At 54.3% G+C, this 26,389-nt stretch carries 24 protein-coding genes; 15 read left to right on the top strand and 9 right to left on the bottom strand.

The window, feature by feature from the left end; translation table 11 throughout:
* The first annotated feature begins 107 nt into the window (after positions 1-107).
* The 9 genes from C5Y96_RS12365 to C5Y96_RS27365 all read left to right on the top strand — a co-directional run bounded on the left by C5Y96_RS12365 (position 108) and on the right by C5Y96_RS27365 (position 10,140).
* Positions 108-998: a LysR family transcriptional regulator gene (locus C5Y96_RS12365; RefSeq protein WP_105353646.1), complete on the top strand. Its 891-nt coding sequence runs from the start codon at positions 108-110 to the stop codon at positions 996-998.
* Positions 999-1,129: 131 nt separating this feature from the next.
* The gene (locus C5Y96_RS12360) at positions 1,130-3,415 is read left to right on the top strand and encodes a tetratricopeptide repeat protein (RefSeq protein WP_146115641.1); all 2,286 of its coding nucleotides are present in this window, start codon (positions 1,130-1,132) and stop codon (positions 3,413-3,415) included.
* 100 nt (positions 3,416-3,515) lie between these two features.
* On the top strand, positions 3,516-4,349 hold the full coding sequence (locus C5Y96_RS12355; protein ID WP_105353642.1) for a hypothetical protein: 834 nt from the start codon (positions 3,516-3,518) through the stop codon (positions 4,347-4,349).
* A 117-nt stretch (positions 4,350-4,466) separates the two neighbouring features.
* Complete coding sequence (locus tag C5Y96_RS12350) at positions 4,467-5,066, top strand: anthranilate synthase component II (protein WP_105353640.1); 600 nt, start codon at positions 4,467-4,469, stop codon at positions 5,064-5,066.
* A gap of 12 nt (positions 5,067-5,078) precedes the next feature.
* Complete coding sequence (glp, locus tag C5Y96_RS12345; protein ID WP_105353638.1) at positions 5,079-6,290, top strand: gephyrin-like molybdotransferase Glp; 1,212 nt, start codon at positions 5,079-5,081, stop codon at positions 6,288-6,290.
* Between the two features lie 119 nt (positions 6,291-6,409).
* Complete coding sequence (locus C5Y96_RS12340; protein ID WP_158261208.1) at positions 6,410-6,853, top strand: ester cyclase; 444 nt, start codon at positions 6,410-6,412, stop codon at positions 6,851-6,853.
* Between the two features lie 81 nt (positions 6,854-6,934).
* Positions 6,935-8,677: an apolipoprotein N-acyltransferase gene (lnt, locus tag C5Y96_RS12335; RefSeq protein ID WP_158261207.1), complete on the top strand. Its 1,743-nt coding sequence runs from the start codon at positions 6,935-6,937 to the stop codon at positions 8,675-8,677.
* A gap of 484 nt (positions 8,678-9,161) precedes the next feature.
* Entirely contained in the window at positions 9,162-10,007 is an 846-nt protein-coding gene (locus tag C5Y96_RS12330) for a hypothetical protein (protein WP_105353633.1), read from the top strand.
* A complete protein-coding gene (locus C5Y96_RS27365) occupies positions 9,985-10,140 on the top strand; it encodes a hypothetical protein (RefSeq protein WP_158261206.1) in 156 nt (51 codons plus the stop codon). Before C5Y96_RS12330 ends, C5Y96_RS27365 begins: the two co-directional genes overlap by 23 nt.
* A gap of 90 nt (positions 10,141-10,230) precedes the next feature.
* Here the strand turns inward: C5Y96_RS27365 and C5Y96_RS12325 are convergent, their stop codons facing one another.
* The 3 genes from C5Y96_RS12325 to C5Y96_RS12315 form a co-directional block, all read right to left on the bottom strand.
* Positions 10,231-10,656, bottom strand: a complete 426-nt coding sequence (locus C5Y96_RS12325; RefSeq protein WP_105353631.1) for a hypothetical protein — start codon at positions 10,654-10,656, stop codon at positions 10,231-10,233.
* A 74-nt stretch (positions 10,657-10,730) separates the two neighbouring features.
* A complete protein-coding gene (locus tag C5Y96_RS12320) occupies positions 10,731-11,384 on the bottom strand; it encodes a response regulator transcription factor (RefSeq protein ID WP_105353629.1) in 654 nt (217 codons plus the stop codon).
* Between the two features lie 777 nt (positions 11,385-12,161).
* On the bottom strand, positions 12,162-14,270 hold the full coding sequence (locus C5Y96_RS12315) for a hypothetical protein (protein WP_146115640.1): 2,109 nt from the start codon (positions 14,268-14,270) through the stop codon (positions 12,162-12,164).
* A 540-nt stretch (positions 14,271-14,810) separates the two neighbouring features.
* On the opposite strand from C5Y96_RS12315, the gene C5Y96_RS12310 reads away from it, so the two are divergent.
* The 3 genes from C5Y96_RS12310 (at position 14,811) to C5Y96_RS12300 (ending at position 17,291) form a co-directional block, all read left to right on the top strand.
* Positions 14,811-15,329 (top strand): hypothetical protein, encoded by a 519-nt coding sequence (locus tag C5Y96_RS12310; protein WP_146115639.1) that lies wholly within the window; start codon positions 14,811-14,813, stop codon positions 15,327-15,329.
* Positions 15,330-15,526: 197 nt separating this feature from the next.
* Entirely contained in the window at positions 15,527-16,357 is an 831-nt protein-coding gene (locus C5Y96_RS12305) for a DUF1080 domain-containing protein (protein WP_233198934.1), read from the top strand.
* 22 nt (positions 16,358-16,379) lie between these two features.
* Positions 16,380-17,291 carry a diacylglycerol/lipid kinase family protein gene (locus C5Y96_RS12300; protein ID WP_158261205.1) on the top strand — a complete coding sequence of 304 codons (912 nt, stop codon included), beginning with the start codon at positions 16,380-16,382 and terminating at the stop codon, positions 17,289-17,291.
* Positions 17,292-17,350: 59 nt separating this feature from the next.
* Here the strand turns inward: C5Y96_RS12300 and C5Y96_RS12295 are convergent, their stop codons facing one another.
* A complete protein-coding gene (locus tag C5Y96_RS12295; protein WP_199188690.1) occupies positions 17,351-18,085 on the bottom strand; it encodes a dienelactone hydrolase family protein in 735 nt (244 codons plus the stop codon).
* 144 nt (positions 18,086-18,229) lie between these two features.
* Between C5Y96_RS12295 and C5Y96_RS12290 the strand changes: the two genes are divergently transcribed.
* The 3 genes from C5Y96_RS12290 (at position 18,230) to C5Y96_RS12280 (ending at position 21,397) form a co-directional block, all read left to right on the top strand.
* A complete protein-coding gene (locus C5Y96_RS12290) occupies positions 18,230-18,961 on the top strand; it encodes a hypothetical protein (RefSeq protein WP_105353618.1) in 732 nt (243 codons plus the stop codon).
* A gap of 15 nt (positions 18,962-18,976) precedes the next feature.
* The gene (locus C5Y96_RS12285; RefSeq protein WP_146115638.1) at positions 18,977-20,191 is read left to right on the top strand and encodes a hypothetical protein; all 1,215 of its coding nucleotides are present in this window, start codon (positions 18,977-18,979) and stop codon (positions 20,189-20,191) included.
* A gap of 72 nt (positions 20,192-20,263) precedes the next feature.
* On the top strand, positions 20,264-21,397 hold the full coding sequence (locus C5Y96_RS12280; protein ID WP_146115637.1) for a hypothetical protein: 1,134 nt from the start codon (positions 20,264-20,266) through the stop codon (positions 21,395-21,397).
* Between the two features lie 65 nt (positions 21,398-21,462).
* On the opposite strand, the gene C5Y96_RS27990 is transcribed toward C5Y96_RS12280, so the two are convergent.
* The 5 genes from C5Y96_RS27990 to C5Y96_RS12255 all read right to left on the bottom strand — a co-directional run bounded on the left by C5Y96_RS27990 (position 21,463) and on the right by C5Y96_RS12255 (position 26,036).
* A complete protein-coding gene (locus C5Y96_RS27990; protein ID WP_105354293.1) occupies positions 21,463-21,816 on the bottom strand; it encodes an RNA recognition motif domain-containing protein in 354 nt (117 codons plus the stop codon).
* 453 nt (positions 21,817-22,269) lie between these two features.
* Positions 22,270-23,310, bottom strand: coding sequence for an ABC transporter permease (locus C5Y96_RS12270; protein ID WP_199188689.1), 1,041 nt, complete (start codon positions 23,308-23,310; stop codon positions 22,270-22,272).
* A gap of 2 nt (positions 23,311-23,312) precedes the next feature.
* A complete protein-coding gene (locus C5Y96_RS12265) occupies positions 23,313-24,260 on the bottom strand; it encodes an ABC transporter ATP-binding protein (RefSeq protein WP_105353610.1) in 948 nt (315 codons plus the stop codon).
* Positions 24,261-24,501: 241 nt separating this feature from the next.
* Positions 24,502-24,900 carry a carboxypeptidase-like regulatory domain-containing protein gene (locus tag C5Y96_RS12260; RefSeq protein ID WP_105353609.1) on the bottom strand — a complete coding sequence of 133 codons (399 nt, stop codon included), beginning with the start codon at positions 24,898-24,900 and terminating at the stop codon, positions 24,502-24,504.
* Between the two features lie 116 nt (positions 24,901-25,016).
* Positions 25,017-26,036, bottom strand: a complete 1,020-nt coding sequence (locus C5Y96_RS12255) for a DUF1559 domain-containing protein (RefSeq protein WP_315850648.1) — start codon at positions 26,034-26,036, stop codon at positions 25,017-25,019.
* Between the last annotated feature and the right edge of the window lie 353 nt (positions 26,037-26,389).

Raw genomic sequence — 26,389 nt, 5'->3', positions numbered from 1 at the left:
CACATCGACAGAACCGACCGACGTGTCCTTGGTAATAGCTTCCAGAATAGCGGGCATCGAGGTATAACGGAAATTCGTTATTCCTATTTTGGCGATAAGTGCTACCTATGGAAATTCATCAACTGCGTTACTTTGTTGCGGTCGCGGAACTCGAGAACTTCACGCGTGCTGCCGAGCAGTGCCATGTCACTCAGCCGTCGCTCAGCCAGCAGATTGCCAAACTGGAACGCGAACTCGGAACGAGGCTGTTGGACCGGCTGGGCAGAACGGTCGTTTTGACCGACTCGGGTAAGGAGTTGTTACCTCGTGCTCGGCGAATCCTCAAGGAAGTCGACTCGGCCGAAGGATGGTTCAAGAAGCCGGAAGGCCCGGAATCGATCAGCTTGAGAGTGGGAGCCTTACCAACGATTGCTCCCTTTCAGCTACCGCAGATTATTCAACATTTTCGCCAGCAGATGCCGCAGGTCATGTTGACGTTGGTCGAAGACTATACCGACCACCTGCTCGACCGACTGCTGAAGGGGACTCTCGACGTCGCCATACTGGCTTTGCCGATCGAAGATACGCGAATTCAGGTGGAGCCCTTGTTTCGCGAAGCGTTGATGGTCGCACTGCCCCCATCGCATCCGCTGGCCGATAAGCCCTCTCTCTCTTTCAGCCAGGTGCGTCAGGAACCCTTTGTCCTGCTGCACGAAGTGCACTGCCTGGGGGAACAGATTCTCGGTTTTTGCCGTCAGCAAGAGTTTCAGCCGCACGTGGTTTGCGAGAGTGCCCAGATCTCGACAATCCAGGAACTAATTCGTTTGGGCGTAGGGATTTCACTGCTTCCTGAAATGGCGATCGATCCGGCTGACGACTCGTGCGTTTACCTTCCTATACGCAAGATCCAGCCCTTCCGTACCATTGCCGCAGCTTGGAATCGACATCGAACGGTCACGCGTCCTCAGAACCTCTTGCTCGATATTCTTCGTCGGGAAGAATCGGTGGCGACGAAATAATCAGCACATACCATGCGTGCTAGCATGAATTGATCTTGGATGGATTCCCCGCATCGCTATACTCTCGCCCGCCTGGAACTGTCTCTGCACGGTAAGAAAGCAAAGAGCAGGGTAGGCTGGACGAGGAAACCATGCGTATTTCATCCCTTCAAAATCTGTTCTGTTCGGGCGTAATAGTCCTCATGGCTTGTGGTTGGGCTATCGCCGAACCAATTCGCTTGACGCTGGACGAATCTGACCAGCCAGTCTCCGAAGCGAAGATTGCCCCGGTACAACATACGGAACCTGTCCAACCAATCATCTCGCGTCCGTTCTCCCTTTCGTTAACTGCGGATGGAGAGCCGCTCGAGACGTCTGCCGTTCGACAGGCTTCCGCTGAAGAGCCGCCAACCCCTAACCAAGACACCAGTGTATCGGTCCGCGCACCGGAAGGGGCTCAAGTTGCCCAGCCGGCAGCGAATGGCCCACTTCGCGTCTATGGAATTCACCAAGAGAAGATCGACAATCCCGCGGCCCTTCAAGGGACTTCACGTTTTTCCGAACCGGAGGTTCCGCTCAATCCGGCCACGAAAGCCCAGCCCCCGGCCTCGCCGATGGCTGATGCCCCACTCTCTCGATTCACTCAGACACCGTCAGCCGGCCCCCCCGCCGAGACACCAAGTCCCGCAGTGAATACAAAGCTGCCACCCGTTGTTCCGCTGACTCAAGCAACGAAGGAAGCCGAAGCCAAGACGTTTTCGGTCTGGCAGATTCTCCCAGGTCAGACTTCCCTGACGGAGATCGAAAGTCAGTGGGGCAAACCTGCTCAGACGCGTCGGATCGATCAAGACAAACATGTTCGGCTATACGAACAACAAGGGGATTTCGCGAAAGTTGAAATCGCGGTCGAGAAGGATCAGATCGTCTCTGTGTTTCTCATTCCTGCCAAGTCAATGTCGCTTGAACTGGTCGAACAGAAGTTTGATCTGACAAAAATCGAACCTGCCGCCGTACGCGATCCATCGGGACGTCACCTGGGCAAGATCTACCCAGAGCGTGGCATTCTGATTCCCCAGGCCGCCGAAGGTAGTCCCCTGGAGGTCGATCGAATCATCGTTCAAACTCCCTCCGCGGAATCGTTCATGATCCGGGCAAGCAATCGTTCACCTCTCGATTTCCGTGACCGCTTGAACGACTACCAATTGGCGATCGCCCAAGAACCCTATTCCGCAGAAGCGTGGTACCAAACCTCGTTGATCTTGCATCGACTGGGGCGTGATACGGAAGCTTTTGAAGCCGCCAGAAAAGCGACTTCAGGCGTTGGCTCTTCCGCCGAACATCGACTGCACCGGACTCTTCTAATCGTCGTTCAAGGCAACCTGGCCAGCGGTATCCAGAACACGCAACAAATCGCAGAAGATGTGACCGTCGCCAATCACGTTCGAGCGAAGGCCCACTGCCAGTGGGGCGATTTACTGCAGATGGCAGGACCGCAGAAGAATCGTGAAGCGGTCCAACACCACGTCAAAGCGATCGAGATCGCCTCCCCGCTGGTCAACGACACCAATCAAGACGTTCGACGTGCCGCCAAGCAGGTGCTCGTCGACGCGCATATGGCCCTGGCAATCGATATCGCCACCGGTGATTGGGAAAAGAAAGAACAGACCATCAATCAGTGGCTTCTACGATCCAAGGTTTACATAGACGACATGGTCACCAACGAACAGGCCACCGGCGAGCTTCGCATGGCCTGGCTCACCAAATCGTTGATGGCCCGCAGCTTTTACAATGCTCCCTTCGATCCAGGCGATGCGATCGATCAAATCATCGGGCAATATCGTGAGCTACTCAGCAAGACGGACGATCCTTTCTTCCACCGAGCTCTCGAATGGGAAACGGGTCAGGCCTTGTCGCAGGCCGTCTTCATTGAGCACGCGCGCGACCAGCATGACTCAGCTTTGAAACTAGCTGAACAAGCGAAAGCATTTCTCAAGGGTGGTTTAGCCGGCCGCGAGGTCGGGATTGCTGATCATCTCCTGCTCGGGAATCTTTATTTTCGAGCCGGAGCCATTTGTGCGGTCCAGAAACAAGATCATGCCGCGGCAGTTGGTTGGTACGAAATGGCCATGAATCACCTTACCGATCCATCCCTGCAAAGTATCATGCTCGACCGCCGGGGCGAGTCGCTTGTGAGTATGGGTGTCTCATTCTGGTCGGTCGGAAATCGCGAGCAAGGAATTGCCTTGACCGAGCAAGGGAAATCCTTGATCGAAGCGGCTACCGGCCAGAACGCGGCCTTGCAGAAGAAACTGATCGTGCCGCTAGACAACCTGGCCGAGATGTATCGCGAACTGGGCAATGCTCAGAAGAGTGCCCAATACACGGCATCCGCTCAGAAAATCCGCGAATCGCTCGGCGACAATACGATCTCGCGATAGCCGCGGTTCACTTCCCGCGGCCATGGGCATTCTCTATGATGGAAAGGGTGACCGAGTTCGCCGGATTCCTATTTCCAGGTAGCTGCATTCTGAGCCGCGTATGGTCTTTCAGCATATCGAAAAGCTCAAACAGGAGTACACGGACAAGTACGTTACCATCGCTCACATGGTTCCGGAATTGAAGCGATTCGAAGGACGAACAGGCATCGTCCGGACCGTCAACATGAGCGGTCGAGCGCTGGTGGAATTCCTCGGTACGACTGACATCTCGTGGTACGACATCGATATCGACTACCTCAAGATCGTCGATCGCCCACCGGAAACCGTTTCGGAAAAGGCACCGGGCAAGAAGGTCGCGGCCAACGACGCAACGCCTGAGAAGCCCTCGGCCAAGACCCCAAACAAGTCCGTCTCTGGGGCCAGCACGGCCGACATTCTGGCTATGGCTCGCGGAAAGAAGCCCGCCGAGACGAATCCCAAGAAGCAAAGTACGGCAGATATCCTGGCCGCCGCTCGTGGCAAAAAGAAGCCTGCCGAAGAAGAGCAGACAGATCAGGCGATTTCCACAGCCGAGAAGCTAGCCCTGCTTCGCGGGGAAAAGAAAGCCGCTTCGACGAGCGATACGACGGAAAAGAAGAAACCGAGCACTGCTGATATTCTGGCTATGGCCCGCGGTAACAAGTCGGCCGAGACGAAAAAAGAAGCTCCTTCTCCTCAAGGGGAACAAGAGCTCTCGACGGCCGAAAAGCTGGCGCTGCTGCGAGATGAGAAGCAAACCAAGCCAGCCCAATCTAAAGCACCCACCGGGGAAAATCCCCCTAACAAGCCGAGTACGGCGGACATTCTGGCCATGGCCCGGGCCCAGAAAAATAAAGACGGCGGCAAGCCAACGGGCTCTAACCCAGATTCTCAGAGCGATTCCTCTGAATCGTAATCCCCTGCGGATCGTCGAAGGTGTGAACTCTTTTGTGTCCGATATTGTCCCCTACGGCGGATTAAGGAAGAATACATCTATCCCCGAAAAGCACGACCAGCCCCGCTGATAACACGCATGATTCTGTTGATCGACAACTACGATTCGTTCACTTATAACCTCGTACAGCGGCTAGGGGAGATTGATCCGACCCTGGATCTTCAGGTCTATCGAAATGATCAGATCGACTGTGCGACCATTGAAAAACTCGCTCCGACGCACCTGATCGTTTCTCCGGGTCCGTGTACCCCTAACGAAGCGGGCATTTCTGTCGAAGCGATCAAGTACTTCGCCGAAAAGCTGCCGATCCTCGGGGTTTGCTTGGGACATCAATCGATGGGGCAGGCCTTTGGCGGAACGATCGTACGTGCCCAGCGGCTCATGCACGGCAAGACCGACGAGATCTATCACGACGGGAAGGGGCTGTTTGAAGGGATGCCCAATCCTTTCATTGCCACGCGCTATCATAGCCTGGTGATTAAGCCGGATACCTTGCCAGATGATTTTGAGGTTGCCGCTTGGAGCGTGATGCCCAACGGTGAGAAGGAAATCATGTCGATTCGCCACAAGTCGCTGCCCTTATTGGGTCTGCAATTCCACCCGGAAAGCTTTCTCAGCGAAACCGGGACGGACATGCTGAAGCGCTTTCTGGAGATTCAACCCGCCACGAGTCCCTAAAGGAGTTCACCCATGCTATCCGTCACCGAGGCACTCGAAGAAGTTTCTCGCCACGCGTTTCGTCTACCTACGAAAGAGTGCCCTGCGATAGAGGCTATGGGAATGGCTCTCGCCGAAGACTTGATCAGTCCGGTCGAGTCCCCGGCGTTCGACAAAGCCATGATGGATGGCTTTGCCGTAATTGCCGCCGACACGGACTGCGGTAACGTCAATCTTGAAATCGTGGAAGAGATTACGGCTGGAAATACGGCCAACGAAGTCCTGGAATCGGGCCAGGCAGCACGCATCATGACCGGTGCACCGCTGCCGCCGGGTGCCGATTCGGTCATCATGGTCGAAGACACGCAAATCGACTCCGAGAATGTCGATCGTGTGCAGATCCTGCAGCGAGTAAAGCACGGGAGTCACGTGCTGAAGCAGGGAGGCCTGTTAACCAAGGGGCAGGTCGTGATTCCCGCAGGTTCGGTCATTCGTCCAGTGGAAGTCGGTATTCTGGCCGACCTGGCCGGAGCCAAAGCACTCGTTCATCGCCGTCCCACGGTCGCCATCATCTCGACCGGAGATGAACTGGTTGGCCCCAGCATCGAGCCCGGTCCCGGTCAAATCCGCAATACCAATGGTCCCATGCTCGAAGCTATGGCGATCGAGTGCGGGGCAGAGGTCAAACAGTTGGGCATCGTTCGTGACAATCGGGACGAACTTTCTGAAGCGATCAAAGAAGGTCTTCAAGCGGATGTTCTGCTGATCTCTGGCGGAATGTCTGTCGGTGTGAAAGATTTTGGTCCCGTGCTGCTGGAAGAGCAGGGGGTCGAGAAGGTCTTCCATAAGGTGCACCTTAAGCCGGGGAAGCCACTCTGGTTTGGTAAACAGGGAGGTTCCGACAACCCGACTCTCGTCTTCGGTCTACCAGGCAATCCGGCCAGTAGCCTGGTTTGTTTCCACTTGTTTGTCCGGACGGCGCTGAATGAGTTAATGGGTCGAAGCCATGTTTCCCCATTCGTTTCTGGCTTCTTGCTGACGCGTGATTTTGTGAATCCCGGCAATCGTCCGGTCTTCTTCCCTGCATACGCCAGCCGCAAAGATGGCGGCGGAGCGACGATTGCGCCGCTCAACTGGAAAGGATCAGCAGACCTGGCCACACTATCCCAAGCCAATGCACTCGCCTGCTTCGAGGCTAACACCCAGTACGAAGCTGGACAATTTGTGTCCGCCGTCATGGTTTAGCCCCTGCTTGTGGGCAGTTGGTTGATGGCCGTATGTGGGTTACACTTCTCCGTGGTATCCGAGTACCTGGCATGCAGGTACTCAATAGTTGACGGAGCACTCTGAAGCCGAGACGACACGTGAGCCAATTGACCGAAAGGGCCAGGGATTGGTTTGAGCTGGTATGGAATCAGCGCGACGATAACGCCATCTTTGAGTTGTCTGCGAAGAACGCTGTAGGATACGCCGAGTCTGACATCCGTTACTTCAGCATGGAGACGTTCAAGGAGTTCCGCGATAACGTTCTGGCCGCCATGCCGGACTTGCGCATCGACATCGAAGCCGTGATCGAACAATCGCCAGATGTCGTCGTTCGCTGGTTTTTGACAGGTACCCATACCGGAAACGGCTTTGGTTTTCCTCCGACCCGTTCCCGTGTCACCCTTCGCGGCATGACATGGCTGCGAGCCGACGACGACAACAAGTTTGTCGAAGGATGGGACTGCTGGAATCAGGGTCGCATGATGCAGATCTTCGTGGGTGCTTTGAAAGGGAATCCCGATCTGGAAGAAGGGAGCCCGTAGCTTGTAAGTCGACCTAGGACCTGCTGGCGAAACCTCGTAGATTAGAGGCTCTCCGTTGCCCGATTTGCTGCGAGTATCCTAGTGAACGCTCCTGAATCTTCCTCCACGACTTCCACGACCAAAACTGCTGCGCCATCTTCGCTTAGCTGGCAAAAGATTTTGGCGATTTCCATCGCTAGCAGCCTACTATTAGCAGCCGCGTTTCCTCCGCTGAATCTCTTTCCACTGGCCTGGATCGCACCGATCGGTTGGTTACTACTGATCCGCACGCCAGTACTTCCCAAGCGATCGTACTGGATCCTTTATCTGTCGGGGCTATTGTTCTGGCTGACGGTGCTTTACGGCGTGGGCAACGCACACTGGGCCACGCGACTGTTCGGCTGGCCGGTGCTTTGTGGTTATTTGGCGTGCTATACCCCGCTGTTTGTCGCGATTAGCCGCGTGATTGTTCACCGCGTACGCGTGCCGCTACCGATCGTGGCTCCGATCGTTTGGACGGCTCTTGAGTACTTCCGAGCCTACTTCGTGACTGGGTTCTCGTTGGCCCTGCTGGGACATACCCAGGTTCACCTCTTGCCCATGGTTCAAATTGCTGAATTCGTGGGAGCCTACGGTGTAAGCTTCGTGATGATGCTTGTGGCGGCGTTCCTCGTTTCATCAATACCAACAATTTGGAATGAGCCTTCGCACCCGCCTGATCCCAAAGTCCTTCGTCGCATTGTTCTCGCTTTCGTTGCGTTCGTGATCGCAATTGGGTATTACGGCTTTGGGTACTTCCTCTGGGATATGAACGGTATGCAAGAATGGGGCTACCGAGGGGATCACCACGACGAAAACGCCCGAAGCGTCCGCATCGGCCTGGTTCAAGGATCAATCGATACCGTCTTCGGCGACCCGACGCAATCTTCCCGCACGTTCGAGCAGTACACGGCTCTCACCGATCACTTGGCGAAAGCCCATCCCGATCTCGACTTGATCGTCTGGCCGGAGACGACGATGGGGGATCACATGGTCTTCGAGCTAGGTGCCGACTATGCCCCGCCGGCGGATCTGCCCATCGATGTCCAAGAACACAAGAAGCGGATCACCGATCGAGCCAACGGCTTCAACGGTTTTCTGAAAGACCTGGCCGTCAATCGCTGGCAGGCACCGCTGCTGCTGGGAACCTCTGCACTGCGATACGGCAATCAGCGGCTGGATCACTACAATACGGCCATCCACGTAGGGCACGAGGGAACCATCATCAATCGGTACGACAAGGTCCACCCGGTGATGTTTGGCGAATACGTTCCCTTCGGCGATTACGCTCCTTTTGTCTACGATTGGCTTCCCATCGGTGGAGGGCTCACACCCGGGAAAGGGCCAGTCGCGGTAGATGTCGAAGGCGTTTCGCTCGTTCCCTGCATCTGTTTCGAGAATACCGTTCCGCAGCTTGTTGCGGGACAAGTTCGCCAGCTTCACGAGCAGGGGCACGATGTTGATGCGTTGGTCACGTTGACCAACGACGGCTGGTTCTGGGGATCGAGCATCCTCGATCTGCATTTGACCTGTGCTCGGTTTCGGGCCATTGAGAACCGCCGACCGATGCTGGTCGCGGCGAACACCGGTATCTCGGCCGTGATCGCTCCTTCTGGGCACCTATCCCAATACTCTCCCGTGCGGAAGACAACGTACCTTGTCGCCGAGCTCTACCCGACCAACCGACCACTCACCTATTACACCCGCTATGGAGATTGGTTTGCTGCCGGCTGTCTGGTTCTAACGATTGTAGGGGGCGTTGCAGGGTGGCTTATCCGCCGCTGGAAAGCCCAGCCCCCTCTGTAAGGCAGAACAATCTAGGCGAGAGAGGGGTTTTGACGATCAAACATGGTGATCGGTTGCCCGTAGAAACCATATCGCGCTCCCCCATCCGACGTACAACTACCTGAACTCCGGCAATTTTCTTGGTCTGAATCCGTCGTAAAGCATTATTGTCGTTTATATTAGATCAGGGACTGGGCACACTGCGAAACGAGTTCCGGTTATGCAGCCACATTTCCCAGAACCCCTAAACTAATTTGTCCGTTTTGTTGACACTGTTCAAACCCCAGAATTATACTGGCCGTAAATACTCACACATCTTGTCCCTAACCAAACACCCGGCACTCTTTGAGCAAAGTCTTGAAGGGGCTGCTTTTCGGTTGTTGGATCCGTCAATCTGCATGGACGCGGCTTGCCAGACTCGCGTGAAGTTCTTTCACGCAGCCGCGAGCGACGAGAAACCGACCCAGGCAAGGCCTTGGCGAAAGCCATTGAAGGAGTCATATCCATGACATTGATCGGAAAGATCTTTACCGTCCTGATCCTCATCATGAGCTTGGTCTTCATGACCGTGGCGATGATGGTGTATGCCACGCACAAAAATTGGCGAACCGTGGTGAAAGGGGACGGCGCTTCTGTCCAGGGGATGGAGAAAACCATCAACGAACAGAAGGCCAATGCGACTGCTCTACAGAGCGAAATTGAAACGCTGAATACCAAGATCGAACAAGAGCGTGCCGCTCGCGTTTACGCCTTGGCTGCCCTGCAGGCTCGCACCAAGCTGCAAGAAGCCGAACTGCAGCGTTTGTCGCAAGAGAACGAACGCCTGGTCAAGTCGGAAGCCGACATGAAGGTCATCCTGGAGTTGGCTGAAACCAACTCGAAGAACCTCAAGCAGGAAGTCGCTCAATTGCGTGGCGACATTAAGATCGCCCAATCGGATCGTGACACCAACTTCCAGGAGGTCGTCCTGCTGACCGACAAGCTTCAGCAGTACAAGGTCGAACAAGACCGCCTGAAAGAACGCGAACAGCAACTGGTCAGCACGACTGCTCGTATGCAGCGTGTTCTCACCGCCCATGGAATGGATCAATACACGCCTGTCGATGGCATTCCTCCGAAACTGGAAGCCGTTGTCACAGCTGTCAATGACAACAACATGGTCGAGATCTCGGTCGGTGCTGACGACGGCATCCGTCCAGGCAACACGCTCGACGTGTTCAACGGGGATACTTACCTCGGCCGGATCATCATCAAACAAACCGCTCCGGATCGTGCGGTTGGTGAAATCCTTCGTGAATACCGCCGCGGCCTGATTAAGAAGGGTGACTATGTCTCCACAAAGCTCGGATAAGTCGGGACGCAAGTCCAGCCTGAACGTCTACACCATGATGCTGATCCTGTCATTTGTCGCACTGACGACAGGTGCCATCCTGCTATTCATGGAACTCCAGCGTTGGGGTACCTGGCCTCAGTGGAACACTTAGTCCACTCAGTGGCAATCGAATTCAAAACACAAAAGCGAAGCCGTTTGGCTTCGCTTTTTTTGTAGCTTCATCTCAACGAATAATAGAAGCCTAACCACGGCGTAGCGTATCAGGATGAACCGCGCCGAGGTCGGCGGCCAGGCGTAGCGCTTCTCGCTGGCTGTTGTAATAAAGTCGCGTCGGCAGAATCATGTTGATATGGTACTCGAGGCTTACCCGATGCTCGCTGGCGTCCGTGCTTACGACAATCCGCTGACGGGCCCTGTGTTCGGGGCCTAAGAGCGTCGACCACCAATTGCCACGCCAGAAAGTAAGTGGCTCTCGAGCAATCAGCTTGGCACCGATGGTCTCGTAAAAGGAAATCGCCTGGGGAACGACCGCTTCGATCTCAGGCACGAAGAACTCGTACCGATCGACAAACCAAGCCAGCGTCGTTCCCCGAAAGATATCTCGGTGGAGGTACACCTCGCCGGGACTATCGACTTGAGGCGAACAATATGGGTTTTGCGCATCCACGACAGGCTCCCCGTCAACAATACTTGGCCCTCTCACATTATAGAGAGCCGGGGAGCTTTATGCCTGGATTGAGTCTATCCGTCGCGACGACCGGCTTCTTGGATCTGAGGAACCGGTGTTGGGCTCCAGCCGGCATCGAATAGCATGTCGAACAGCCGAGCCTTGGAATTAACGTTCGTCTTGCGGAAGATGCTCGACCGGCGGAACTGTACCGTACGCAGACTTAATTGCAAACGGTCGGCGATTTCCTGGTTCGTCCGCCCCAGGAACATCAGTTCCAGAACCTTCGTTTCCTCAGCCGAAAGCCCTTGCAAAAGCTGGTCAGCCTCTTGGCGCTTGATGTGCTTTTCGAAGGTCTGCTGATTCTTATCCAATGCCTGACGAATGGCTTCGATCAACCGTGTGGTATTGCACGGTTTCTGAAACAACTCGAATGCGCCGAGCTTCATGGCCTGAACGGTAGTCGGCACATCGGCATGCGCAGACAAGTAGATCACAATCAGCGGCAGATTGGCCTGATTAACGCGACGATGTACTTCCAGCCCAGAGACACCCGGCAAGCGGATATCGAGCACGACACACCCTGGCTGCGCGGGTACTTGATCGAGAAACTCTTCGCCAGAGCCGTAGGTATAGGCAGTCAGCCCTACCGATCTTGCAAGCTGCAGGAGGGATTCGCGCGCGGCGGGATCATCATCAACAAAATGAACAATCGGTTCTGAAGTCATGGGATGCAAACTGTCTACCCAGGAAAACGGTCATGCCTGTTTTACCCCTAGTCATTTTTGCTGCCCTTGATTCCGTTCTCCGCCAAGAGATGGTACTCGCTGCCCCGTGAAGTGTCGCACGCTGCGAGCGCGACAATTTCCAGCGAGAATCTTGGTGGGAACTTCTATGGAACGTTAATAGCAGTGAACTGGAAAGGCCGAAACGGCGATTTTAAAATCGCGGCGACTACCTGCCAGTGTCACTAAAACCTTAACGAATGTTGAATCAGATTCTACTTCCAGTACCTTCATCGGATTCCAATCGAAGCACCTCAAATAAAAGCCACCGTATTCGTGTTTTGACTAGCAAGACTACACAAAACAGGCAGCTTCCATGATTGGCTGCGCTTCGACCGCAATTTTCAAAGGTCTTCCCACTGGAGTTTTCTGACCCATCGTAAATATAGGTCGTGTTTCCACTTCGTACGGTAAGTTACTCTTTCTGGGTCGAATTTTTTCGCGAAACGCTTGTCAGGTTGCTTTAGTGGACATAGCCGCACCGCTAATGCAAACGCAAAGATAGGATAAAAGATGACGGATGAAACCACGTCTTATCTTGTTAATTCTCGCAGAATCTTTCTTGCGCTTCTAAGGAAAAAATGCGGGAGTCCGCCCTTTTTCTCCAAACTTTCCCCCCGCCAGAATGCTGCAGCGGTCGAGAAATGCCCGTCAAAAGTACAAAAAAAGCTCCTGAAGCATCGGCATCAAGAGCTTTCGGGTGACGATGAAACCTTGGTGTTAGCTTCCAGGGTTGGTTACTTCATCTTCAGGCAGGCGTACCAACATCCAAGTTTCGTCGCGCTGGGTTCCGTAATGAACGAGAACCGAAGCGGCTTCCTGGGACAGGTTATAAATCCCAGTTTCCATCACAGTGCTGGAGCTCTCTCCGATCAGCCATGCGGCGCGTTGCGATTGCGGATCTACCTTACCCCAAACGGGAAGTGAGGTCCCGGTTGAAGCATTGTAGTAGGTACCTGCCAAAAGGCCCTGCTTATCGACTGCCATCTGCAGATAGATGTCGCCTTCGCCTGATTGGGTATCGGTCAAGACGAAGACTCCCAGCGGCAGCCAATCGTCTGGGTTCCCATTCCCTTGAACTGGAGGACGACTCTGCAGAATCTTGCGGCCCTCATTCGCCAGAGCAATTGCTTCCAGGGCGTATTGTTCTCGCGTGGCGATCGGCTCATTTTCCACGTAGATGTACTGCGTGTCGTAGACGATCGTCGATCCATAGTCATAGTAAACCGGATACGAAGGATAGCTACCCCAGAAATACCAGTTGCTCAGTCGATATGGCGAACACCACGTCCACCAGTAGCCAGGTCGTGGACGATAGGTGTGGAAGTACCAACCGCTGAGGTACCGGTTGTTGGGGTACCAGCGGGTGTTCCAACCGTAGTCGAATCGACCGTGATGGTGATAACGTGCGTTGTACGCGTGACGATACCAATCGTCAGGTACGTGACGTCGATGGCGATCATCCCAGCGGCCGTCCCAGTCGCGATCTCTATCCCAGTCACCACGGCGACCATCTCGATTTCCATCCCGATCACCTCGGTTACCGTCACGGAAACGGTCTTCGACATTGGCTAGTCGATCGCGAATCGCGCCGTCATCGAGCGAACCTCGGCGACGAACGTCTTCCAATTGCTTTCGGAAGTTAGGATCGCGGTTGGCTCGATCTTGCCAATCGAAATCAGGTCGGACGTCACGACGGTTCGAGTCGCGGTTGGCGATATCTCGACTGGGGCGATTTGGCCCCTGATCGTCCCCTGTATTGGAACCACGACCAGGACGATTACGATCTGCCTGATCACGGTCGCCTGGACCGGGCCCAGGTAGGTTGGCATCGTGGCGATCTCCATCCGGTCGGTTGGAATCGGGACGGTTCCAAGGGAGCGAGCCTCGATCGATGTTGGGTCGCCCGTCGCGATCGGCTGAATTGGATCGATCTTGGTTACCACGATCCGGCAACGTAGGTCGCGTGTTCGCATCGCCGCGGTTCAGTTCTCGCAAACGATCGCGAATGTCGCTGGAATCACCGGGTCGAAAACGATCGCGGATATCGGATCCTGGCGTACGATTGGGACTAGTGTTGGGGCCACGATTACCCGAAGGGGGCGTAGATCGATTTTCGCGATCGAGATCGGGCCGATTGGTGCGGTTGAACATATCTCGAAGGTCACGACTTGGCTGCGAAGCGTCTGGACGATTCGAGCCTGGGCGCGGAGCATTAGGCGTCGTCGAGGGGCTACGCTCCTGGTCTACGCTTGGACGATTTGCCCGATTGAACATATCACGGATATCACGGCCAGGCTGCGAGCTATCTGGACGCGTACTACTGCCACGATCTCGGTTGAAATCGGGTCGATTGGCGTTATTCGATGGGCTTGGCGATAGAGTCGGACGCGATCGTTCGACACCAGGCTGCTGCGACGATTGTAATCGGTTGCGCAATGAATCGAGCGAAGATGACCCGCGATCGCGCGTCGATGGCGAATTATTCGATTCTCGACTTGGCGAGCGGATAGGGGACGAACTGGGTTGGGGAGATCGATTGAGAATCGAAGGGGTACTACGCGACGAGGACGGCGTAGGAGCTGTTCGCGTTGGTTTTTGAACACTAGGGCTGCTGGGGGATGGACCACGGCTTCGTGAGGAAGGCTGTGCGGACGGGGTGCGACTGCGATTCACACTAGGGGTAGGACGCGATCGATTGCTCTGGGCGCTTTTACCCTTGTCAGATCCGCGCGAGTTGCCTCGACCCTTATCCTGAGCCTGTCCCAAGCTGGGGAGTCCGATCAAGCAGATCAACAGACCTGCCAGCCAGACGGAGCGCGTAAACATAATAGAACTCCTTGGGGTTATTCTCGACCTCGACCAGACTCCAACGAAGCGAAGCGTGCGTTTTCGCTTTGCTGATTCAGCAGGGGGGATGCTCCAATGCCAAGGACGTCATGGCATTGGGTTCCGGTCGTCGGACAAATTGCGTAACTGTGTGTACTCATCACAAGTGCAGGGAGCATGCCAATAGAACGCAATCCGACCTGGTTCCCCTAAAGATCATATCCAGCGATAAGTTATGACGATTCCTCCGGCAATTCCGAAGAGCGTCATAGGAAGATTTGCGATCATTTTGATAACAATTGTTTCAATCTGATCTGATATCGAGGAAAATTTGTCCTTGGATTGCAAACCATTGAATTCCAGCGATCAACCTGACGGGTATGCGACCAACCGTGTCCTACACTGGTGCAGAATCCTTATCTGTCGAGATATTGGCACTGGGTTTGCCTTGTCTCTTCCATTAGTCAGGGAACAATGCTTGATGCCTTGTTCTTTGCCACGAAAACAAAAACAACTTATCCATACCCAAGGGGGATCGACATGTTCAAACAATTGTTGATTGTCGGTGCCGTTGCGATGGCACCACTATTTGCTGTTAAAACGGTTGAGGCGCAAGTCTACACGACCGTAGCCCCACCGACGGCGGTCGGCTACATTCCAGTTCGTCGAGGACTGTTTGGTTTGCGTTCAGATCTCCAACCGGTGGTTGTCCCAGGTGCGGCAACGACTGTTGTAAACCGCCCTGTAGTCACGACGAACTACGCTCCTACTACGACGTACTACACGCCGACCACTAGCTATTACGCACCCACAACGAGTTCTTTCGCACCAACGACCTCGTACTATACTCCGACCACGTCGTATTACACGCCGGAAGTCACCACGGCCTACTACTCGCCTCCGGCGACAACCACCTACTACGCACCAACCTCGCAAGTGGTTCCCGCGACGACCTATTCCGCAGTCCCAACGACGGTGAACTACTACCCCAAGACGTACTGGTACAGCACGCCAGCACCCGTCCCACGGACGGTTGGAATGCCGATCATCGGCTACTAGTCCAAGTGCCAGCATAAAATTCCAAAACTACCCACCATTTATTGGTGGGTAGTTTTTTGTGGGGATTGCTGGCGGCGACTTTAGACGCGACTGGGCGTGGATTAAACTGAGGGGAATCTCGGTCGACCCCTCAAGTCGATTGTTCCCTGAAATTCACTCCGCCTGCCGGCGGTCCGACTTTACCAATGAGGTCCCCCATGACTATGCACCGCAGTCTGTCTCTTTCGTTGTTGTTGGTTCTCACATGTGTCGTCTCGCTTCAAGCGGAAGACAAGAAGACGGACGAACCTAAAGGAGAATGGATTCAGCTGTTCAACGGGAAGGACCTGACCGGTTGGATTCCTAAAGTTCGTTATCACGAAGCCGGCGAAAACCCTGGCAACACGTTTCGCGTGGAAGATGGTCTGCTGACCGTTTCGTATGCCGATGGCTACCCAGATGGCTTCAACGAAACGTTCGGCCACCTGTTCTACGAAAAGCCGTTCAGCAACTATCGCCTGCGGGTGGAATACCGTTTCATTGGCGACCAGTGCAAAGGTGGTCCAGGCTGGGCATTCCGCAACAGCGGCGTGATGATTCATGGAGAATCGCCGCAGGAGATGGGCAAAGATCAAAACTTCCCCGCATCCATCGAAGTGCAACTGCTGGGCGGCAGGGAAATGGGCAGTCGCCCCACCGCGAACCTGTGCACCCCGGGCACCCACGTGGTGATGGACGGCAAGTTGTTCAAGCCTCACTGCATTAACAGCTCGTCGGAAACTTACCGTGGCGATGAGTGGGTGACCTGCGAGATCGAAGTTCACGGCAACGGAACGATCAAGCACATCATGGACGGCAAAGTTGTGTTGGAATATGAAAAGTCGCAACTCGATCCGACCAACGGTTCCATTTCCGAACCAGATCACACAAAGATGTTGATCGAAAAGAATGGCGGCGATGTCATGCTTACCGGCGGAACGATTTCGCTGCAATCGGAAAGCCATCCATGTCAGTTCCGCAAAGTGGAAATCATGCTGCTGGACGAATAGTCGACAGGAGGCAAAGGACTGCATGAAAATCTGTACGCTCTTCAACGGTCGGGCGGGCAGAGCCCAAGCGATCGGCCCTCAAGTGAAACAACTTGCAGAGCGCGATGGGTTTTGTTGGATTGCGATCGATCAACTCCAAACCGACGAGGAGTTGATCGAGATCGTCGAAAGGGAAAGGCCTGAGAGAGTCATTCTTGTTGGTGGCGATGGTACTATCTCACGCTCATTGAGCATTCTTTCTCGGCCGAGTGATCTTCAGTTCGGCATTGTTCCGACCGGAACCGGCAACGATCTGGCAAGATCGCTCGATATTCCCCTAGGTAATATCGAAGCCGCATGGAATCTGGCAGTCAGCGGCCAGGCAAAAGCGATGGACATCCTCGAAACGTCCATCGACGAGCCCAGGCTTCTGATGAATGCAGTCACCGCCGGTATCGGCGGTGTTGTCGCCGAAGAAATTCAAACCGAGATGAAAGAAACATACGGAGCACTCGCCTACTGGATGTCGGCGTTCTCGGTACTTTCTGATCCGCCGGTCTTTCGCATTCGCCTGACACTCGACCAGCAACATGTGATTGAAGAAGAGGCCTACGCTTTTTGTGTGGCCAATGGACGTTGTGCTGGTGGTGGCTTCGTCATCGCTCCGAATGCCCAACTCAACGACGGCAAAATCCACGTGACGGTATTACCCGCTCTGTCCACTATCGAGATGTTCGAGTCGGGCATTAATTTCGTTCTGACCAACGAGGACGCTGAACAACGGATTGTTACCTACAACGCAGAAGAAGTGGAATTCGAGGCATCGCCTGAAATTCCTTGTAGCCTGGATGGAGAGAAGGCAACCTTCGCTACCCTGAAGTTTCGCATCGTCCCAGGTGCCAGGATGGTCGTCGGTGGTCCGAATGCGGCGTTCGCGAGAAATACTTCCTCGTAAAGAAAAACGACCGAAGCACTTTGAATAGCGCTTCGGTCGTTCTGATCGACAGCGAGGGACTACTCTTTGTCAGTCTTTAGCTCGTGCGACAACAGCCATTTGTATAGCTCTTCGTTGTCGTAAGTTTCCGTCCAGCTATCGTGGCCGGCTTCCGGATAGATGGTGAACTTGGCTTCGTTTCCCTTCTCCTTCAGTAGCTTAACCATCTCTTCCGAGTTCGAGATATTCACAGCCGAGTCTTTGCCGCCATGAAACACCCAGATCGGCAGGTGAGCGATCTTCTCGACCACCGTGACATCGGATGGCCCACAGATCGGTGCGATTGCGGCGACTTCGTCGGCCATCGCTCCGGCGACTTGCCAGGTTCCACGGCCACCCATGCTCAGACCGGTAATGTACACACGGTTCTTGTCGACGTTGTGGATTTGCATGATGTGCTTCATCAGGGCGACCACGTCTTCAGTCACCCACCATGTTCCCTTAGGGCACTGAGGCGAGACAACGATGAAGGGAAAATCCTTCCCGTTCTCGATCAGCTTCGGTGGGCCATGCTTCTTGACGAGAGATAAATCGTCCCCTCGTTCGCCGGCACCATGCAGAAACAGAACAAGCGGCCACTTCTGCTGTTGTTCATAACCCTTGGGCAGGTACAGCAGGAAATCCATTTCCTTCCCATCGGGAAGCTCGAAAGTCTCTTCCGACTGCGTGGCCGGCTTTTCATCGGCAGCTTGCAGGCCAACAGTTAGCGGGAAAAGGAGGAGCAAAGAGAGACAAAAGACGCGTGACAGTTTCATAGGAAAACCTCGTAAACAGAAGGGGATAGTATCTTTATTCTAGTTCCTGGTCCCTATCGATTTCTACATACCGGAGAAAGCTTTGCCCGTTTGGGAGGCCCTTGGTACAACGAAGTGCACAGAGTCTCTCTCCCAGGGAAGAACATGCCGGACACGTATGCGATTTTGCGCGAAGCCGATTGCCGCTTGGATCTCGATAAAGCTTCCGAGATCATGGGGCCGTACCTTGGCCTGGCTAAAGCAGAAATGCTGCAAGCGCTGCACAACAGTCCCGGCATTCTGGCCAATCATGTCGAGTACGATGCGGCTCGCGATATATCCAAGGCACTCATCCTGGCTGGCATGCCGTGCCGCGTCGTTCACGACGACCATTTAATCCTTGTCCCAGCCATACCGCGGGTAACGATCCGCGGCATGGCGTTTACGGAAGAGCACCTTGTCTTTCGGTCGGTCGATTGGGAAGGGCACATCCCATGGCAGCACATTCGCTTGTTGGACATCGTGCAGGAAGTGGAAGAGAAGGTCGAGATCGTTTCGGTCATCGAAGGGAACCGCGAAGGGCACAGCAAGAAGCCGGAACGCAAGGCCCACTTCGAAGTAAGTGTCTTCCTAGAGATCGTCTGCTCGGATCCGGTCCTACGGATGCGAATCGATCGCAGTCTGTTTCGGTACACATCGACCGGGCTGAAGATGCACACCAACCGCGAAATGAACTTCCGTGCGCTGTGCATCGCCCTGCATATGCGTAGCCCCGAAGCGCTGATCGGCCCCGGCTTCTCGTGGCTCTCGAAGGGGAACAATACGCATCATCAAAACGGCAACACACTGAAGAAGTTCGAGAACTTTGCAACGTGGTTACTAACCGTTGAGGCTTAACACAACATGCGGCGCATGATGACCACCCTGGCGATGCTCAAGCGATTGCACTGGGCAACCTGGACGGTCCTATCATTCACGCTGCTGGCTTTACTTTTGATCGTTGTCCCTGGGGAGTACCAAGCCGAGGGTTCTATTTTTCCGGTAACCGACTGGGAGCAGACGTGTTACCAGCTTTGTATCGATGCGAGGGCCAAACGGCAGAGAGCAGCGGAGAAGGAGCCCGATTCTCCCGGCTTTTATATGTATACGCATACGGCCGCGTTTTCCCATGGTTGGCCTCGTCCGTTTCTTGTGCGGGCTCTCGTTTATGATTATCGGCGTTCGAAGAGTAAGCCTTGGCTCGGCAAGAAGAGTTCCTTCGCTTCGTGGGGCGGTTCGCTTCATCACAATGTATCGTGGAGCAACTACGATAATTGGCCGCTGTCGACCGACGGCTGGCTGCTGCGGCCCTGGTCACTTCTGCTTGATGTGCTGGTAGCAACCCTTGTCCTGATAACGGCGGGAGGCCTTGTGCAATGGCGCATCGAGAGCAACGGCGGGCTGTTGCGATTTAAACTGACAGATATGCTGGCGATCGTGACTCTGATCGGAATTGGACTGGGAACCTTTCTCTATCACGACACACTTCGCCTACGAGAAGCGTTCGATGGAAAGCCAATCGCGGCCCCGGCGTTCCGATCGCCAGATGGCGGCATCACGTATGGTCAAAGTTACCAGGGCCCAAACTGGCTGAGAAAACTCACTGGCAACCAGTATTTCCTCCCGCTGTTACACCATGTCGATAGGGCCACTGTCACCGTGGATGATGGCTGGCGCGACAACTTCAACCGCCTCCGAGAATACCCTTATCTAAAGACTCTCACCACGCGTTTTGGGTTGCCCGTCGATGCCATCCCACTGCTTCAAGATTGCCCGCGGTTGGAAGAGATTCACCTTGGCATGTATGAGTTGGATACGCCGCTGTTGGTTCCCGGGACGAAAGACCGAGCCTTGCAGCCGGATGATTTCTCGCAGTTGAAAGCATTGCGTCTTAAGCGGGTCACAGTCAGTGGTGTTTTTGTACAAAAGAAACACCTCGCTCTTCTTGCCGCATTGCCGACGATACGTCACATTCAGTTCCAATCAACCAGCGCCACGGAGAAGCAGATCGAAGAGCTGCGGGAAGAGTTCCCTCAAGTCGACTTCCATGAGTTGCCTGATATCCGGATGTTTCTTTCGCCAGGATAAACGCAGAAGATGAAGTATCTTTGGCAACGACTTTCGCTGCTCAAGCATCTGCACGGGGCGACCTGGTGCACAATGCTGCTGGCCGCAGTGCCTTTGGTTCTGATCATGGTACCGGGCGAGGAAGTCTGGGATTCTGGGAACGAAATCTCGGCCTGGCAGGAATCGCTTCAGGATCTTCGGAAATCGACATCCGATCTCACTCCCCGCTTTCCAGATTTTTTCTTCCTTGACGTAGACCTTTATGAGCACGGTTGGCCCATACCTTACATGGCTCGCGGCGTGATTCGCGAGGGAGTACCACCGCAATACGGCTTTCTTACGGATAGCTATAAAGGAATTGGCTGGATCTACGCGGAAACCTGGCCATTCTTCGCAGACAAGCGAATTTTTCGAGGGTGGGCATTGGCGGTAGATCTTGCCGTCGGCTTGCTCTTTCTGGGAATCGTCGGTGCCGTGATCGAGTGGCGAATTCGCTCTGGGGATGGCAGGTGGCGTTTTCGTCTATTCGATGCGTTTTTGATCACTGCGGTACTGGCTCTCTTCCTGGCGCCCTTTGCCTATCATGCTCACGTCCAGCGTTTGGAAGCACCCGTCCTACTTCTCTCATTAGAAGAGAATGGCATTGAAAGAGATTTCGCGTATCACGGCCCCGTCTGGCTGCGAAAGTTGGCAGGAAACAAATTCTTCCTTCGCAGTATGTTTCATATCGATGCTGTCACGATTGACCCTAGTGACAACTGGCAAGAAGAGTTCGCCCAACTTGAGAAGTGTCCATACCTGAACGAGGTCACGATCAATCACTGGTTGCCACTAGGTGCGATTCCCATCCTGGAACGCAATCAAAACTTGAAGCACCTTGGGCTTCCTGATCTTGGAATTGCGGACATGTTACGCAAAGAGCAGGGCGATCCCCATGAACCGTTTCATGCTGAGCATATCGTACGTCTAAAGTCACTTAAAGTAACATCGATCTCCGTAAATGGCCTCGGTTACCAGGCAAGACACATTCGCCAGATCGCTGAACTTCCAACCATCCAGACCATTTGGTTATCCAACACTTTGGTATCCGGCGATGAACTCACATCGCTGCGACGTGATTACCCCCACGTGACGTTCATAATCAAAAGTAATTACGGTCCAGGAAAACCTATTCTATGGACCGACCCACGAATCGACGTGCCGGTTAAGTTACCCACTTCCCAATAAAAAAGCAGCCCAAGAGAAACTCTCTCGGGCCGCTTCGTTGTTTTGTGCTGTTAAGCTTTTAAAGCTTAGCGACCGCCACGGTATCCACCGCGATCGCCGCCACGGCCACCGCCGCCGCCGCCACCACGATGACCGCCACCGCCGCCACCGCCGCCGCCACCTGGACGACCTTCGCGTTCGCGAGCTTCGTTCACAACCAGCTTGCGGCCATCAACGTCGAAGCCGTTCAGGGCATCGATAGCAGCCGTTGCGTCCTGGTCGTTGTCCATTTCGACGAAACCGAAACCGCGCGAACGGCCCGTTTCACGATCGGAGATGACGCTAACGTAAGCGACGGGACCGTACTCACCGAAAAGGTTTTCCAAGTCAGTACCGGTGTAACTGTAAGGGAGATTCCCTACGTACAATTTCTTCTTCACGGATCTAAAACCTACTAGCAAAAGAAAGACATAAAATCGGTAGTGACCGATTCGCTCGATCAGGCGTCGCACCTTCGCCCATGGGCTTGGTGCGTCATTCACATCATCTATGCAGTGGTGTCGGGCCCACCGCGTCTTTCTGTCGCCAAAATCGTCAACTAGTAGGTGGTTCGAGCGATGCCAGTAGGGCATCCGAACAAACGGACGAACTCGGGCAAAAAGGCCCTATCCGCCATTACGTCTCTCAGAAAACACATCTAACAGGTCGATCATTGCAGGCAGACTGACAGCCATGCTTAGATTCAAGTCTGAATGTATCGACCCCCGAGAAGTGGAGTCAATGGGAAAAAGTAACGTTTGACCGCGTTTGTTCGAAACACTCGAAAATTCACCCTCGCGTAACGTTTACCAGCGATTTCCTCGGGAAATAGGCCACAAATCGTCCACTTACTGTTAATGCCAGCGGAAGTATCTTAGCGCGACCACGAACGAAAGGGCTCCCCAAAGAACCAGCACGATTGTTTCGTGTGCTAACGAAAACAACCCCGTCCCTTCCAACATCACGCCTCGCAAGGCATCGTTTAGCGCGGTCAAAGGTAACAGCCGAATGGCCGGTTGCAGGAACTCCGGAAAGCGTTCGCGGCTGAAGAAGATGCCCGAAAGGACCCACATCGGCAGCATCACCAGGTTCATCAAACCAGAGACCGTCTCTAGGGTTTTCGCTCGACAGGCAATCAACAGCCCCAGGCCGGCAAAACTAACGGCCCCCAGCAGAATAAAGAACACCACGGTCAGCGGATTCCCGGCGATCTGCACTCCGAACACCAGCCAGGCAAACACAAGCAGGAGCAGGACCTCTGGCACCATGAAGATCAAGCGACTGATCATGAGCGACGCCAGGAAGTCGGTCTTGCGCATCGGAGTGGCAAGAAACCGCTTCAGCAGTTTCCGCAGCCGCATATCCACTACCACGAAGCCAAGCCCCCACAAACCGCCCCCCATCAAACCCATGCCCAACAGGCCTGGTACCAGGAAGTCGATATACCGACCACCAGGCACGTCAAGTTCGACGGAGGTTACCTCGGCCGAGTCGACTCGCCCTGAAGCCTTTTGCAGGACCAGGTCGACTTCGTTCCGCGCGAGTTGGCTTTCTGGCCTCGTGGGGACAAACAAGTAGTCGAACTGCTTCGTACCGCCGGCCGTGACTACCAGGTCGGTTCGACCGGTGCGTAGACGCTCTTTCGCGGCAGCTTCGTCACTATCGCCCAAGTGAAAACGCGTATCCTCTTGGAGTGCCGTCCGCGCGACTTCTGCGCTGGGGCCGATCACCTCGATGCGAAACGTTTGCTCGGGCTGTTCGCGAAACGCGACTCCCAAAGCGACCGTCATCAGGATCGGAAAGCCATACACCCAGAAAACGGCTTCTGGTTCGCGGTAGAACTCTTTCAGTCGGGCAATAACCAGTTGTGTCATCGGGCGGATCGACCAGGCCATGATTATTCTCCTCCATCCCGCAAGTGACGTCCGGTAAGCGTGACGAAGACATCTTCCAGACTTGCTTGACGCGTCGTCAGTTGGGCTAGTTCGACTTGATCTGCTCGAAGTTTATCCATGACCGCCGGCAGCGCGGCATGGATCTCTTCGACATGTAGCACGATTGTGCCCGCGTCGAAGAAAGTCGATTGCACACCAGGAAGCGTCTCGAATGATTCCGCCGTAAGCTGCGGGCCATTCTCTTTCAACCGGAACTCGATCACCTGGTCGCCTCCCAGGCGAGTAATTAAATCGCGCGGTGACCCCAGGGCAATCACTTTCCCCTGATCGACGACTGCCACGCGATCGCACAGCCGCTCGGCCTCGTCCATGTAGTGCGTGGTGAGCATGACCGTACGGCCCCCATCACGCAAATCGCGAACGACGTCCCAGAGTTGCCGTCGCGATTGGGGATCGAGCCCAGTCGTGGGCTCGTCGAGAAAGACGAGCAACGGATCCCCCACCAACGCACAAGCCACCGCAAGTCGCTGCTTCTGACCCCCGGAAAGACTACTAATCCGGGCATTCGATTTCTCGTTCAGCGAGACCAGCCCCAACGCCTCGTCCGGAGCGATCCCTTGATTATAGAAGCTGCGAAAGAGCACGATCGTTTCTTTTACGGTCAGCTTATCGCTCAGGCGAGTCTCTTGCAGCGAGATTCCAATCCGCTGGCGGATCTCTCCTTCCTCGCTTCCCCCCCAACGCCGACCCAGAACTTCAACCTCGCCACTGGTTGGGGTTAATAGTCCTTCAAGAATCTCGATTGTGGTTGTCTTGCCGGCCCCATTGGGCCCAAGCAGTCCGAAGCATTCGCCAGGGTGGACTTCCAAGTCGAGCCCCCGTACAGCTTCCACCGGTGGCTTGCCAGGATAAGTCTTAACGAGGTCCTGACATCGTATCGTAGGAGGCATCGGGTGACCTTGAAGATGTGGGAATACAGTTAGGTTTTTCCTTCACCGTATCTTTCTATGCCGTAAGAAAAATGGCGAAAAGCAGGGATCAGGCAACCGCCAGGAGAAGACACGCAATTACCTGCAAGGTTCGCGAAAGATCCACGGATTCAGAAAAAAACAACCAGCAATGATTTTCTTTGCTGGTTGTTCGAAGACAGGTAAAAGTCTCGCGTCGCGTCGAACGCGCCACTAGTCGATGTTATGGATATTCAAGATCAATCGTGTTGCTGCCTGAGTTGACCTCGACTTCACGTTTCGTCTCGGCGACTTCCTTGGGAACCGAGGTTTTGGGTTTCATCAAGTTGGTATTGCTATCGTCGAGTACCTGATTACCGCTGATCGTGACAGAGTGTTTACCGATTTGGGCTCCCATTTTGTTTGAGCTGTAAATAAGCTCGTACCGTCCACTGTCGTCGGTTGTTCCCGTAGAGCCGCGCCCTCCTTCTAACGGAGTGAATTCGACAACCACGTCCGAAGCCGGTTTTCCCTGGATCGTTACGACTCCGGATACGCTCCCCACAGGGGGACCATCGTAGCCACCACAGCCGAGCAACATGGTAAGCATTGCGAGTAGCGGCACACCTAGCGCGCACTTCATTACTATTTCCTTGAAGATGAAATACCAAAGACGACCTCACGCCGCCAGCAGGACCATGTCTGGCTGGCTGGCTGGGCGCGGGTTGACAATCTGCTGAGAAACCGAACGAGGGCGAATTAGTAAGACCCAATAGGCTGACCATCGTCGCGTGATAGAAGCTTCTCAAAGGTACTGTTGTTGAAGGAACCACTGGAACCCGATGCCGTAGGTGTATGGTCAATCGTTTCGGGAATGAAACGCACCGAACCATCGCACAGCACGAACATCGCTCCGCCAGGGTGACGGCTGGAGAAACCGTATTTGCACTCGTTGTTGGTGAAATTGATGCGAACTGCACCGCCAGCCAGTACGTGGCGAATCGTCAACTGTTCGTTGTTGTGGGCCGTACCGATGGCGATTGCTGCATCACAGACGAACTGCGTTCCTGCTGGATTATTCAGACGCCAACTGCGTTCTCCGATCGCAATGGTGTTCGAGGTACCATCGGTGATGTCGCGCATGCCAATTCGCGAGTTCCGCCAGAAGATTCCGGTCGGCGCATTAGCCGCTCCAGGACCCGACCAACCGCCTCCTTCGCCAGGCCCGTAACCGGTAAGCCGGCCGCCGGAGTGCCACTTATGGCTCGTGTTGTTTCCGACATAGTTACTTGTCGCAACCGGTTCGTCGCCAGAAGACTTTTTCAGTTGATGCCCCGTATTCGGATTGGGAGCCGTATCGGAAGGACAAAGAAATGCCTGAACTGGCTGCTTCATCAACGTGACTAAGGTAGCGTTGCTGAGCGCATTGGTCAGCGACTGGGATCCCACGCCTAAAGAGTCAGCAAGAGCGTTTTGTTCTATGAAAGGAAGTAACTGAGCACCCCAACCCCACGACGATCCTGTGCCGTTGTAGTCCAAATTGCTTCCATTGAGGTCTTGGAGCAAATAACCAGGCGGGAACTTACCAAAGGTATCGTGGTAATTGTGAAGTGCGATACCAAACTGTTTCAAATTGTTGCTGCACTGCATCCGACGAGCCGCTTCGCGGGCCTGCTGTACCGCAGGCAACAGTAGAGCGATCAATACTCCAATAATGGCAATGACAACCAGCAGTTCGACGAGAGTGAACCCGCGCCGACAATTCATACGGATAGACATCCGATGCCTCCTGAAGAGTGTGGAAAAGTATGCAGTTAGAATGAATGGAAAATCATTCCCGCTCAGCGAGCGGAGACGTGAGTGGGTTGAGAGGTAAGGATAAGATGAGGATAAGTGATGCTAATGTCGCTAGGTTTGTTTGGAAATCTGCGAAAACGCCTGATCTCGCCTTCTCGCAAATCTTTGGGGTGCTGCGTCTGACAAACATCTCATTACTAAGGTTAATATATATAAAAACAATGCATTTTTATATGCAAAATCGGACATCTTTTGTGCACTACTAGACGCCTTAAACGGTCTTGTGCAGCGTTTTATCCTACATTGTTAGAATTCTTACTGATTGGGCGTTGCCA

Origin of the sequence: Blastopirellula marina (assembly GCF_002967715.1) — a bacterium.
GTDB lineage: Bacteria > Planctomycetota > Planctomycetia > Pirellulales > Pirellulaceae > Bremerella > Bremerella marina_B.
Note: the sequence above shows the minus strand (reverse complement) of the source record. Positions and strands in the feature narration are given on the sequence as shown.